The following is a 13369-nucleotide window of genomic DNA, read 5'->3' on the forward strand; positions in this document are numbered from 1 at the left end:
ATCGCGCGCTCGAATAATCCGAAAAAACTAATTTCGGTCGAGCAATCGACTATTCAGGGAGGATCCCGTGACCAAGCCCATCCTGGCTGGCCGTCGCGTCACCATTGCCACGCCCATGGGCGAGGCGCTGCAATTCCACCGGCTGGTAGGCCGGGAGGCGTTGAGCTGGGCCTACGCCTTCGACATCGACCTGCTGGCACGCAGCAACGCCATCGACCCCAAGGCCCTGCTCGGCAAGACGGCCACGGTGTCGATGCAGACCGAGCACGGCGGCACGCGCCATCTCGCCGGCATCGTCACGCGCTTCGGCCTCGCGCGCGAAGACGCGCGGCACTGCTTCTACGCGATGCGGCTGCGCCCGTGGTTCTGGCTGGCCTCGAAGCGCCACGACTACAGGATCTTCCAGGACCGCAGCGTTCCCGAGATCCTGGCCGAGGTGCTGGGCCGCTACGGCCATCCCTTCGAGCAGAAGCTCACGCGCGGCTACAGGGTGTGGAGCTATTGCGTGCAATACGGCGAGAGCGACTTCGACTTCGTGTCGCGCCTGTGCGAGCACGAGGGCATCTATTACTACTTCCGGCACGAGGCCGCGCAGCACGTGCTGGTGTTCGCCGACGACATCGCCAGCTCGCACGGCCCGCTGCCCGGCGGCGAAGCGGTGCGCTACCACCCGCACGAGCAGTCGGGCATGACCGGCGGCGACGAGCCGGCCGAGCGCATCTACGAATGGGAGATGGCAGAAGACCTGCGCTCCGGCCACCACTGCACCGACGACTACGACTTCGAGAAGCCCAAGGCCGACCTGAAGAGCCAGCGCCAGATGCCGCCCGGCCACGATCACGACGGCCATGAAGTCTTCGAGTGGCCCGGCCACTACCTGCTGAACGGCGATGGAGAAGCCTGTGCCGGTATCCGCAACGAGGAACAGCTGAGCGCACGAAGCCTCGTCTCCGGGCGCTCCAACCTGCGCTCGCTCGCGCCGGGCCACACCCTCCGGCTGGCCGGGCATCCGCGCGACGACCAGAACCGCCAGCATCTCGTGCTCGGCGTGGCCTATCACCTGCAGGAGAACCTGCGCGCAAGCGAAGGCACGGCCGGCACATCGGGAGGCTCCATCCAGCGCTTCGCCTTCGAGGCGCAGCCCACCAGCTTCGCGTGGCGCCCGCCGCGCAGCACGCCGAAGCCGCGCACCGGCGGTCCGCAGACGGCCGTGGTGGTCGGCCCGGCGGGCGAGGAAATCTGGACCGACCAGTACGGCCGGGTCAAGGTGCAGTTCCAATGGGACCGCCTGGGCCAGGGCGACGAGAACTCCTCGTGCTGGCTGCGCGTGTCGCACAACTGGGCTGGAGCGCAGTTCGGCACGGCGGCGCTGCCGCGCATCGGCCAGGAGGTGGTCGTCGACTTCCTCAACGGCAACCCCGACCGCCCGATCGTCGTCGGCCGCTTTCACAACGCCGACGAAATGCCGGCATGGAAGCTGCCCGCCCAGACTCACCTGATGGGCATCCGCAGCCGCGAACTCGGCGGCGGCCTGCGCGGCAACCACCTCGCCCTCGACGACAGTGCGAGCAAGGTGCAGGCGCAGCTCAAGAGCGACCACCAGTGCAGCAGCCTCAGCCTAGGGCACATCGGCCGCATCGAAGGCACGGCCGGGCGCACGGACGATCGCGGCCAGGGCTTCGAATTGCGCACCGACGGGCACGGTGCGCTGCGCGCCGCGCGCGGATTGCTGGTGAGCACCGAACCCCGGCCCAACGCACAGGCGCACATCACCGACATGGGCGAGACCGTCGCGCGGCTCACGCAGGCCCGCGAGGTGCACGAAGGCATGTCGCAGGTCGCGCTGGATGCCAAGGCCCACGAGGAAAGCGATCAGAGCGAGGTCGCCAGGGAACTCAAGCAGCAGAACGACGCGATCAGGGGCAAGGCCAATGGCACCACACAGGGCGAGTTCCCGGAGTTCGCCCAGCCGCACCTGACGCTCGCCAGCCCTTGCGGCATCCAGGCCACCGCACAAGGCTCCAGCCATTTCGCGAGCGCCGGACACAACGCGCTCACAAGCGGCGGGCATACCAGCGTCGCCAGTGCGAAGAGCTTCCTGGTCTCGGCGAGGAACGCGGTGCGCATGTTCGCCTACAAGGCGGGCATGAAGCTGGTGGCGGGCAATGCGGACATCGACATCGCGGCGCTGAAGAACAGCATCAACGTGCTTGCGAAGATGAACATCCGGCAGGAGGCCGACCGGATCACGATCACGGCGGCCGAAGAGGTCGTGATCAACGGTGGATCGAGCTACACCTGCTGGAATGCCTCGGGGATCGTGCACGGCACACGGGGCACCTGGCGGGCGCATGCGACCACGCACAGCTTCGTGAAGCCCGACAGCCGCACGCCCGACAAGATGAATCGGGACGTGCAGACCCGCTTCGACCAGGAGGTCATGTTTCATCACATCGATGAAAAGGACACGCTCGCGGCGAGGCAGCGCTTCGAGCTCATGCGCTACGGCGAGCCCACCTCGCGGGCTACGCCTTCCGGCGAGACGACGGGGCCGAGCCGCCAAGGCGGCGAAGTCACAAGCACCGACGGCACCACGCGGCAGCAGCGATCGGATGGCCCGGAGGTCTACAAGGTCCGATGGCTCGGGAGGACAAAGTGATGGCGGTACAGGGAGAAGAAGAGGACATCTGGCTGGACTTCAGCCTGGGTCTGGGTGGTTTCGCGGAAGTCACCGCCGTGACGACGCCGCTCGACGACAGGAGAAAGATCCGCGTGCGCGTGCCCCCGGGCAAGCTCATCCCGATCGTGTTCCTGCCCGGCATCATGGGCAGCAACCTGCGACTGTCCCGCGAGCGGCAAGCGCTGCTCAAGCGCAGCGACAACCTCTCGTGGTCGCCCGACAAGAAAGGCGATGCGTTCTCGCGGCGCAACGCAAGCGCGGCGGCCCGCCAGATGCGGCTGGACCCGGACGAAGTGGAAGTCGACCGCTACAAGGTCACCGACGAAAAGATCGAAGGCAAGCAAGGCCGCCGCTTCGATGCCACGGGCTCCGCGACCATCAGCTCCGACCAGCGTCACGACAACGTGCCCGACGACCTGGGCGATGTCAGCAAGCTACTCATTACCGACCCGAAGGCCGATCCCACGCACCCGCTGGCGAGCAACCAGCAAAGCTTCACCGCCGCGCAGAAGGCCCGCGCACGAGGATGGAGCGAAGTGATGTTCGACGCCTACGGCAGCATCCTGCAGTTGATGGAGCGCCAGCTCAACGACATGCTGCGACGGGAAGACAAGAAGTACGTCGTCTCACCGGCATGGCTCGACAAGAGCAACCCGGAAGCGCTGATCGGCCGGCCACCATCGAGCTTCGGCGTCCACGACGCGCAGCCGCTGAGCGAGGACGACATCCGCAAGATCGGCAACTGCTGGTATCCGGTGCACGCCTTCGGCTACAACTGGCTCAGGAGCAACGGCGAGGAAGGCAGGCAGCTTGCGAAGAAGATCGAGCTGCTGATCGACACCTACAACCACAACGGCTTCGACTGCCCCGGCGTCATCGTCGTCACGCACAGCATGGGCGGCATCCTGGCGCGGGCGATGATGCACGCGGACTACGGCGCCATCAGGCATCGCATCCTGGGCGTGGTGCATGGGGTGATGCCCACCACCGGCGCGGCCGCCGCGTACAAGCGCATGCGCGCGGGCTTCGAGGGCAGCAACAAGCCCTGGTGGCATCTGAAGTCCCAGTTGGTGGGCGGCATCACGCAGAGCGTCCTGGGCGACAACGGCGAGGAAGTGACGGCGGTGCTGGCCAATGCGCAAGGCGGCCTGGAGCTGTTGCCGGCGGCCGCCTACGGCACGCAGTGGCTTCAAGTGCAGGACGACAACGGCAAGTTCCTGGCGAAGTGGCCCAGCAGCGATGCGGTGAGCGAGATCTACACGCTCGACCGGGACAAGTGGTGGAGGTTGATCAATCCGGATTGGATCGATCCGGCGGGGCAGAGCCATCGCGCGCCAGAGAAAGGCGGAAAGACGGAAGAGCAGATCGGACCGAAGGCAACCATGCGCCGCATCAAGCGGGCTATGGAATTTGCCGATGCCATCGGAAACACTTTCCATCAACGCACCTACGCCCACTACGGCAGTGACCCGCTGCAACCAGCCTGGAACGATCTCGTGTGGCGCGTGGTAGATGGCGATCCCGTCATCGCAGGCGACCCGTTGACATGGACGCTTCTGTCTGGGCCCAAGGGCGACAACGGCGAAGGCACGCTGCGAGTGAAGGGGGACAGCGGCGAGGTACTCAAGCTCAAGCTCCAGCCACCGATGACACCCAGCGACGGAACCGTGCCTGTGGAACGCAGTGCCGCAAAGGTTCACGCCAAGGTCAAGTGCGTGCAGACCGGCTACGACCACCAAGGCAGCTACGGCGATCCCAACGCCAGCGCAGCCACGCTCTACGGCATCGTGCGCATCGCCGCGGATTTCGACAACGCGTGGTGGGCCGAGAAGTACTGAGGCCTCCCACAAAACAAAGACAGCAAAGGACTCCTTGCATGAACCGACGTATCGAGAAGCTGTTCGAGCACACCAAGCTGCTGTGCTTCGGGCGCTATGTGCTCACTGCACCAGCAAATTCACGGCTGGCATTCGGACGCGACTTTCCGACACTGCCAAATCAGGCCGTTGATATAGAAAAGATCATGGAGGCTGCCCGATCGAAAATCCTGGCGGGCCACAAGACTGCGGAAATCACGCACTTCGGGAAAGGACCAGCCCCAAACACTTGGCTTATCCGCTCCTTCGGAGATAAGTTCGCAAAGGAACTTCAATTGGAGCGGTTCGACATTTACCACGTTGTGGGGCCGCACATCTTCATAGACGGAGATGCCACGGCCAAGAGCTACAACATAACAGCGGAATCAATCCTTCGAGACGCCGTCGAGACGGCAAGGGATCTGCGCACACGCGAGCCCGACGAGGTTCCCACCGAACAGGGTCTGTGCCACGAATACGGATTCACAAGGCTCGACGGCGCCAAGGGCGACGTACTCACCCAGGTCGGCCTGCACATGGCCGAGCTGCCCGATGTAGTTTTCAGCGTCGAAAGCAATCAGACGGTCAGCACCAGCTTCGCGAGCAACAGCTACGGCCTGCTCAAGCTCATCGCAGACCGCAAGCGGGAGGCCGGCGGCAGCTACCCCAAGCTCACGACCTTGCGCGAGGGAAAGAAGAAGGTCCACGGATGGAATGGCGAAGAATCGCTGGTGCGCGCCGCCGAGGGTTTTCACGATTTCGAGTGGATGTTCATAGGCGAGAACGGCGGCAGCGTGGCACGCCCTGGTCACCTCAACGTGGCGATGTTCACCAAAGTGTCTTCGGACCGAGTGAGCGCGGCACCAGCTTCCTCGCTCAACGACGAGGAAGCCATCGCCCTCTGGGACAAGCTGCTCGATGGCCTCAAGTTCCGCGTGGCCGTGCCCGGCGCACCGGCTGACGCGGTGGCCATTGAGTAGAGGATTCCAAGGTATGAGCACCACAAAATGTGCATTGGCATCGCAGATGCAAGACAACTCATGAACGCGCGCATTGAAAGGTTGTTCGAGCACACCAAACTGCTGTGCTTCGGGCGCTACATACTGACCGCACCTGTCGATTCGAGGCTGGCATTCGGGCGCGACTTCCCGACATTCCCTAACCAGGCGAACAACATCGAGAAAGTTATGGAGGATGACCGCGCGAAGATTCTGGCAGGCCACAAGACGGCCGAGATTACCTACTTCGGCAAGGGTCCGACTGCGAATACATGGCTGATCCGTTCTTACGGAGACAAGTTTGCGAAAGAACTGGAGTTGGAGGGTTTTCGCATCTACTACGTTATAGGACCGCACATCTTCATAAACGGCCGAGGCACCGACAACGGCGCCACGGCGGAGTCCATTCTTCGCGACACGGTCGAAACAGCCAGCAACCTGCGCGCACGCGAGCCCAACGAAGTCCCCACGGATCAAGGCCTTTGCCATGAATACGGCTTCACCCGTGTCGATGGCTCTCGAGGCCCAGCGCTGTCCCAGGCCGGCCTTCACATGGCGGCCCTGCCGGACGTCGTGTTCAGCGTCCAGAGCAACCAGAGCCAAAGCACCAAGGGCAGCAATGGCTACGGCCTGCTCAAGCTCATCAACGACCGCAAGCGAGACGCCGGCAGCAGCTATCCCAAGCTGACGACGCTGCGCGAGGGCAAGAAGAAAGTCCACGGCTGGGACGGCGAAGAGTCGCTGGTCCGCGAAGCCGATGGTTCGCACGACTTCGAATGGATGTTCATCGGTGAAACCGGCAACGTCGCGCGTCCGGCCTTGCTGCAAGCGGCGATGTTCACCAAGGTGGCATCAGACCGCGTGGGCGCGGCCGCAGCCTCTTCGCTCAACGACGAGGAAGCCATCGCGCTATGGGACAAGCTGCTCGACGGCCTCAAATTCCGCGTCGCCGTACCAGGCGCCCCCGCCAGTGCAATAGCAATCAAATGAATCGACCAGCAATGACACAGACACAAGCACCCACCCGCCGCCAGGCTCTGAGGGCCTTGGCCTCCGCGATCGCTCTGCCGCTCGCTCCCCTTCCATCAGCACAGGCTGCACGGCTTGCGCCACAGCAGGCCATGAACCGGCTCTGGCGCCCGATCAATGCCTGACGATGCCGCGCGTCACATCCGGCAACAACCGGCACCAAGACCCACCACCCAAGGGCGATTTCCGATGTCTGCAGAATAGGAGCCCATGCACGTCCGACTCCCGCGCCATCCGGCGCGCTCTCTCGCCCCCGCCTGCGCCCTCCTCTCCCTCGCGCTCCTCCTGCCCTCCGCATCGGCCGCACCCGATGCGGCGACTGCTGCGCCCCAGCAGCAGCAGCAGCAGCAGCAACAACAGCAGGACGTAGACGCCCGCATCGAAGCCCTGATCTCCCGCATGACGGTGCAGGAGAAGGCTGGCCAGCTCAGCCTTTACGGCCCCGCCGACATCGACACGCCCAACAACCCGCAGGCCGGCTGGCGCAACGCGCAGCAGGAAGCGGCCGACGTGCGGGCCGGCCGGCTCACGGGCCTGTTCAACAACGCGGGCCTCGAGGGCAAGCGGCGGCTGCAGCAGATCGCGATCAGGGAGTCGCGCCTGGGTATTCCGCTGATCTTCGGCGCGGACGTGATCCACGGCTTTCGCACGATGTTCCCGATGCCGCTGGCCGAGGCCTCCAGCTGGGAGCCCGCGTTGGCGGAGCGCACGGCGCGCGCGGCGGCGGTCGAGGCCACGGCGGACGGCTTCCGCTGGACCTTTGCACCCATGGTCGACATCGCCCGTGACGCACGCTGGGGCCGCGGCCTCGAAGGCGTGGGCGAGGACGTCTTTCTCGCGAAGCAGTTCGCGGCCGCGCGGGTGCGCGGCTTCCAGGGCACGGATCTTTCCCGGCCCGACTCGATGCTGGCCACGCCCAAGCACTTCGCGGCCTATGGCGCGGCCGAAGGCGGGCTCGACTACAACGTGAGCGACATCTCTGAGCGCACGCTGCGCGAGGTGTACCTGCCGCCGTTCCGTGCGGCGCTGGACGCGGGCGCCCTGTCGGTGATGAGCGCCTTCAACGAGATCGGCGGCGTGCCCTCCACCGCCAACCCCGCGCTGCTCACGGGCGTGCTGCGCGACGAATGGAAGTTCCGTGGCTTCGTGGTCTCCGACTACACGGCCGACGAGGAACTCGTGGAGCACGGCTACGCCGCCAATCCGCGCGAGGCCGCAAAGCAGGCCTTCATGGCGGGCACCGACGTGAGCATGCAGAGCGGCCTCTACATGCGCTACCTGCCCGATCTCGTTGCCTCCGGCGAGGTGCCGATGTCGCGGCTGGACGATGCGGTTCGCCGCGTGCTGCGCGTCAAGCAGAAGCTGGGCCTGTTCGACGACCCCATGCGCGGGCTCGACGGGCTGCCCGCCTCGCAGCGCCCCGAGAACCCCGAATTCATCTCGCTGGCCCGCGAGAGCGCGCGCCGCTCCATCGTGATGCTGAAGAACGATCGCATGCTTCTGCCGCTGCCCAAGGCCGGCACGAAGATCGCGCTGATCGGCCCCTTCGCCGAAGGCACCATCGACCTGATGGGCGCGTGGAGCCTGTTCCCGGGACAGTCGGCGCCGGTAGGCATCGACCAGGGCCTGCGCTCGGCGCTGGGCCCGAACTCCTCGGTGAACGTGGTGCGCGGCTCGGGCATAGAGTCGGCGCTGCCCGGCGGCATCGACGCCGCGGTGGCCGCAGCGCGCGATGCCGACGTGGTGCTGCTGGCCATCGGCGAGAGCCAGAAGATGTCGGGCGAGGCGCGCTCGCGCAGCGACATCGGCCTGCCGCAGGCGCAGCAGGACCTGGCCGAAGCCGTCGCCGCCACGGGCAAGCCGGTGGTCGTGCTGCTGAGCAACGGCCGCGCGATGGCGCTCAAGGGTGCTGTGCGCAATGCGCGCGCGATCCTCGTCACATGGTTCCTCGGCGTGCAGACCGGCAACGCGATCGCCGACGTGGTGTTCGGCGACTTCAATCCCTCGGGCCGCCTGCCGGTGAGCTTTCCGCAGACGGCAGGACAGGTGCCCTACTACTACGGCCACAAGCGCACCGGCCGCCCCTCGCCCGAGAACGCGCCCGACACCGCCTTCAAGACCCGCTATGTCGACGCGACGAACGAGGCGCTCTATCCCTTCGGCTACGGCATCGGCTTTTCGCCGGTGCGTTACGACAGCGTGGAGCTGAGCAGCGAGCGGGTGCCGCTGTCGGGCACGCTGCGCGTTCGCGCCACCGTCACCAACACCGGCCAGCGCGAGGCGGAGGAAGTAGTGCAGCTCTACATCGGCGAACGCGCCGCCAGCGTGACGCGGCCGGTGCGCGAGCTCAAGGGCTTTCGCAAGCTGAGCATCGCGCCGGGAACATCGGAAGTGGTCGAGTTCACGCTCGCGGCCGATGACCTCTCTTTCATCGGCCGCGACATGAAGCCGACCGTGGAGCCCGGCGAGTTCGACCTGTGGGTCGCGCCTTCTGCCGCGAGCGGCATACGCAAGCGCTTCGTGCTCACGCGGGACTGAAGACCGGCAACGCCGCGTCCTACTCGCCCATCGCGTGCGCGACCGACGAGCCCTGCGGGTTCGCCGACGCCACGGGGGGCGCCACCTGCGACTCCATGACCTCGGTCGGATGGATGCCCGTGTTCGCGCGAATCGCATCGGCCTGCACCTGCGCGCGGTCCATGCCCGACACGGACGGTTGCACCTGCGATTCCATGACCTCCGTCGCATGGATGCCGTTGTTGGCGCGTGCCGCTTCGTCGGCGACCGCATCGCGCGACTGGCTCGAATGCGAGACCTGCGGATAGTCGGGATCGGCGCGGCCGCCCGCGTAGGCAACCGATGCCAGTGCCAGCGCGGGCACAGCGGCGACGCACAGGGCTGCGGTACGAACTCTCATGGCTGTCTCCTTGAGTGATGACGATGTTTCACTCTAGGACGCGGCAATTACCGGCCGGTGAGAGTCCGCTTAGGCGGCAGTGAGAGTTCGCTTAGATGGGCGTGAGGGCGCAAGAAACCCGCAGATGACAAACAAGGGCTTCGGCGTGCGCAAGGATGCGGCGCAGGGACCTGTCGGATCACGCGCCCCTCATCTATATTCGGTCGATCAATCCTCCGGAACCACCTGCCGCCGAATGCGCCCCCTGATCGAAACAAAGGCCTTCCCGCAATCGCTGAATGGCGAGGTGGCACGGGTCGTCTCACGACTCGTTCATGAGGAAGATCATCAGGGCAGCGGCAACTTTTGCGTACAGGTACAGGGCGAGTTGCTCGAGATACCGAATCGGCTCTACTACCGCTCAACTCTGCTCGACCACGCGATCGAGGGATCGGAACTCTCGCACCAGATCTCCGCCTGCCTGGGCACACGGCACCATGATGGCTTCGTACGCCAACGCTGCCTCGAGCGCCTGCTGCCGGTGAGACAGCCATGGGTCGTGCCGTATGCAGTCGCATTGCTGGGCGAGTACGTCCTCCCCATCATCATGCTCATCGAAGCGCATAGCCGAAGCGATGAACTTGGGCTCTATGGCGAGTTCCTGGCGAGAAACACGCAGTACCTCAAGAAGACCGAGCGCCGCGTGACGAGTTACTGGGATGCCTACCACCGGCATCCCTACCCTCAGTACGCACAATACCCTGGTTTCCTGGCGATGAACGCGCTCAAGAACGCGGCAAGCAGCGCAGCAGCAACGATCGACGCCGATCTGTCCAACCGAGGGGTGAATGCATGACCGCCACCGCAATCCCCCTCGACCACACGCTGACCCTGGTGTCCGACACGGCCATCAACATCTATCACTTCAGCCCGAGCGGTCAGGTCGCCGCCACCATCGGTACGAAGAACGGTCCGGTGTCCGCACCGGTTTTCAGCTGGCGTGTTGCGTCCGCAGATTGCATCGAGATCGCCGGCTCGGACGGCCACTTAGAACGGTGGATAAACATCCGCATCGAAGGCGATCTGCTGCACGCTGAGTGCAACGGCTTCGCCCGGACCTTCACGATCAGAAAACTCTCCCCATGAAAGTCAAACGCCTCGTCGCCAACTTCGCCACGCCGGAGCCCGCGCGCGCCGCCGTCTTCTACAAGGACATCCTCGGCCTCGACCTGCTCATGGACCACGGCTGGATCCAGACCTACGGCTCGCAGGCCGGCATGACGGTGCAGCTCAGCTTCGCGTCGGAAGGCGGCTCGGGCACGCCGGTGCCCGAGCTGTCCATCGAGGTGGACGACGTGGACACGGCCTTAGAGCGCATGAAGGCAGCGGGCTTCGCCATCGAATACGGCCCGGCCGACGAGCCCTGGGGCGTGAGGCGTTTCTACGTGCGCGATCCGTTCGGCAAGCTGGTGAACATCCTCGCGCACACCTGAGACTCGTGCGCCCGCCGCGGCCTCCTCAGTCGAGGCCGTGGAAGACGCTGTCGTCGGGCCCGATGTGCGAGGGCGGCGTCCACGCGGCATCGCGCATCGAGCGGCTCACCAGCTTGTCCACGCCCAGCAGCGTGGCGAAGATCGCCATGCGCACCGGAATGCCGTTGTCGGTCTGGCGGAAGATGGCCAGGCGCGGGTCGTTGTTGAGGTCGACGCTGAGGTCGTGCGAGCCGGGGCGGCTGTCGCGCGGCAACGGGTGCATCACCACCACCTCGGGCTTGCAGGCCGACTCGACGAGCGCTCGGTTGATCTCGAAGGCGTTGTCGAAGCCTTCCAACACCTCGTCGTTCGCGAAACGCTCCTTCTGGATGCGGGTGGCGTAGATGATGTCCGCGCCGGCCAGCCCCTGCGCCGGCGTGGCGGCGATCTCGACCACGTGGCCGTTGCGACTCACGGCTTCGACGATCTCCGCGGGCATGGCCAGCGAAGGCGGCGAGATCAGCGTGAACTTCAGGCCCTTGTACAGCGCCAGCAGCTTGATGAGCGAGTGCACCGTGCGCCCGTACTTCAGGTCGCCGACCATCGCGATGTGCGCGCCGTCGACCAGCTTGCCCAGCCGCGAGAACTCGCGCTGGATGGTGTACAGGTCGAGCAGCGCCTGGCTCGGGTGCTCGCCCGGCCCGTCGCCGCCGTTGATGACGGGCACATTGGTGGCGCGCGCGAACTCCGCCACCGAGCCCTGCTCCGGATGCCGCACCACGATGGCATCGACGTATCCGCTGATGACGCGGCTGGTGTCGTAGATCGACTCGCCCTTGGCCATCGACGAGAAGGTGAAGCCGGTGGTGTCGCACACCGAGCCGCCCAGCCGGCAGAACGCCGCACCGAAGCTCACGCGCGTGCGCGTGCTGGCCTCGAAGAACAGGTTGGCCAGCACCGCCCCTTCGAGCACGCGGCTGACCTTGCGGCGGCGCGCGATGGGCTGCATCACGTCGGCCAGCTGGAACAGCTCGTCGATGGCGTCGCGATTGAACTGGCTGACCGACAGCAGGTGGAGCGAGCCCTCGACAGCCATCGACTTGCGCAAGGCGCCTTCATGTGCGCTTTGCGTATATTCACTGCGACGACCATCCGAAGCCAGGATTTCGCTCACGAAGCGCCGCGCGACCTCGGGCATGGCCCTGAATTCGTTGGATTCGTCTGGCAGCAGCCAGGCGTCGAGCGCCCTTCTTCGGCTGCCGATGCGCTCCGCGAAAGCGTCGCGCGTCATGTTGAGTTGACGCATCGCGTCGCGGAGGAGCACCTGTTGCGGCATGTTCATGGGCCGCGAATATATACTCAATGCGTATATTTTCAAAGCACCAGCAGAAAACCTAGCGGCGACTCTTCCTCGCGGGCTTCTTGGCGACGCCCTGGCGCAGCGCACGCTGCCGCACGGTCGAGCCCGAACCTCTTGGCGGGGGCGCGGGTGCCACGTCATGCTGGCTCGCCCGCAGCGTGAAGTCGCATGTCTTCACGGCCAGTTCGACGATGCGCGCGAGCGCCGGGCTGGAGTTATCACGCCGGTAGACGGCGCTGTAGACCAGCGGCGGCGGCATCGGATCGCTCCGCACGATGCGCAGCAGGCCGCTTCGGATGTCCGGGCGCACATAGTCCAGCGCCTGCTGGCTGATGCCGAAACCGCTGATCGTCAATTCGCGCAGCACGGTGGTGCTGTTCGTCAGCATGACCTTGCCGAAGCGGAAGCCGTGCTCCGCGCGCCAGGCTTCGTAGAACCTGTTCTTCGAGGCGCCGGCGGGCTGCTCGATCACCGGGTAGTCGGCGAACTCGTGCGGCTTCAATGCGCGGTTGGGAATGGAAAGCCGCGGGCTCGCGATCCAGGCCTGGTCGACCTGCCCCACTTTCACCGACTCGAAGGCCTGCCCCCAGAAGATGCCCGGCATGATGGTCAGGTCGAGCTTGTTGGCTTCCAGCCGCTCGAAGAGCGTGAGCCCCGCGTCCACCACCGGCTCCAGCGTCACTTCGGGATGCAGCTTCTGCATCAGCTGGATCAGGCGCGTGAGCCAGGTCATCGCGATCAGCTCAGTCACGCCCACCCGGAAGGTGCCGCGCAGGGTCTTGTCGACGCTGATGTCGTGCTCGATGCGCTGCCACAGGCGCAGGGCCTCTTCCGCGAGCGGCAGCAGCTCACGGCCCGCGTGGGCCAGCTCCAGCCCGTGCGAGGTGCGATGCAGCAATGGGCCGCCGAGCGAGTCCTCCAGTTCGGCCAGCCGCTTGGAGATGGCCGACTGCGTGGTGTGCAGCTTCACCGCCGCGGCGCTGAAGCTCTGGAGCCTGGCGCTGAAGAGAAAGGCCTCCAGCTGCTTGAAGGTGAAGTTCATGCCAGCGGAATGTACGCCCATGGGTCGCCAGGAAAA

The 13369-nt window shown here is 65.5% G+C and carries 11 protein-coding genes; 8 read left to right on the forward strand and 3 right to left on the reverse strand.

Annotation, left to right across the window (positions count from 1 at the left end; translation table 11 throughout):
• The first annotated feature begins 115 nt into the window (after window positions 1–115).
• From SFB74_RS18980 to SFB74_RS19000, 5 genes are all read left to right on the forward strand, one after another.
• Window positions 116–2659 (forward strand): type VI secretion system Vgr family protein, encoded by a 2544-nt coding sequence (locus SFB74_RS18980; protein ID WP_432731967.1) that lies wholly within the window; start codon window positions 116–118, stop codon window positions 2657–2659.
• Window positions 2659–4518 (forward strand): esterase/lipase family protein, encoded by a 1860-nt coding sequence (locus SFB74_RS18985; RefSeq protein ID WP_432725795.1) that lies wholly within the window; start codon window positions 2659–2661, stop codon window positions 4516–4518. Before SFB74_RS18980 ends, SFB74_RS18985 begins: the two co-directional genes overlap by 1 nt.
• A 38-nt stretch (window positions 4519–4556) precedes the next feature.
• Window positions 4557–5516, forward strand: coding sequence for a T6SS immunity protein Tli4 family protein (locus SFB74_RS18990; RefSeq protein ID WP_432725796.1), 960 nt, complete (start codon window positions 4557–4559; stop codon window positions 5514–5516).
• Window positions 5517–5576: 60 nt separating this feature from the next.
• Window positions 5577–6524, forward strand: a complete 948-nt coding sequence (locus SFB74_RS18995) for a T6SS immunity protein Tli4 family protein (protein WP_432725797.1) — start codon at window positions 5577–5579, stop codon at window positions 6522–6524.
• Window positions 6525–6773: 249 nt separating this feature from the next.
• The gene (locus SFB74_RS19000; protein WP_432725798.1) at window positions 6774–9101 is read left to right on the forward strand and encodes a glycoside hydrolase family 3 N-terminal domain-containing protein; all 2328 of its coding nucleotides are present in this window, start codon (window positions 6774–6776) and stop codon (window positions 9099–9101) included.
• A gap of 19 nt (window positions 9102–9120) precedes the next feature.
• Here the strand turns inward: SFB74_RS19000 and SFB74_RS19005 are convergent, their stop codons facing one another.
• Entirely contained in the window at window positions 9121–9480 is a 360-nt protein-coding gene (locus tag SFB74_RS19005; protein ID WP_432725799.1) for a hypothetical protein, read from the reverse strand.
• A 124-nt stretch (window positions 9481–9604) separates the two neighbouring features.
• Here SFB74_RS19005 and SFB74_RS19010 point away from each other — a divergent pair, with 124 nt between their 5' ends.
• From SFB74_RS19010 to SFB74_RS19020, 3 genes are read left to right on the forward strand one after another with little or no spacing between them, the layout of a single operon-like run.
• Window positions 9605–10315, forward strand: coding sequence for a hypothetical protein (locus SFB74_RS19010; RefSeq protein ID WP_432725800.1), 711 nt, complete (start codon window positions 9605–9607; stop codon window positions 10313–10315).
• Entirely contained in the window at window positions 10312–10605 is a 294-nt protein-coding gene (locus SFB74_RS19015) for a hypothetical protein (protein ID WP_432725801.1), read from the forward strand. The genes SFB74_RS19010 and SFB74_RS19015 overlap by 4 nt, the downstream gene beginning before the upstream one ends.
• Window positions 10602–10952: a VOC family protein gene (locus tag SFB74_RS19020; protein WP_432725802.1), complete on the forward strand. Its 351-nt coding sequence runs from the start codon at window positions 10602–10604 to the stop codon at window positions 10950–10952. Before SFB74_RS19015 ends, SFB74_RS19020 begins: the two co-directional genes overlap by 4 nt.
• A gap of 25 nt (window positions 10953–10977) precedes the next feature.
• Here the strand turns inward: SFB74_RS19020 and SFB74_RS19025 are convergent, their stop codons facing one another.
• A complete protein-coding gene (locus SFB74_RS19025) occupies window positions 10978–12273 on the reverse strand; it encodes an aspartate carbamoyltransferase (RefSeq protein WP_432725803.1) in 1296 nt (431 codons plus the stop codon).
• A gap of 52 nt (window positions 12274–12325) precedes the next feature.
• A complete protein-coding gene (locus SFB74_RS19030; RefSeq protein WP_432725804.1) occupies window positions 12326–13333 on the reverse strand; it encodes a LysR family transcriptional regulator in 1008 nt (335 codons plus the stop codon).
• Window positions 13334–13369 lie beyond the last annotated feature (36 nt).

Origin of the sequence: Variovorax xiamenensis (assembly GCF_050916385.1) — a bacterium.
Lineage (GTDB): Bacteria > Pseudomonadota > Gammaproteobacteria > Burkholderiales > Burkholderiaceae_C > Variovorax.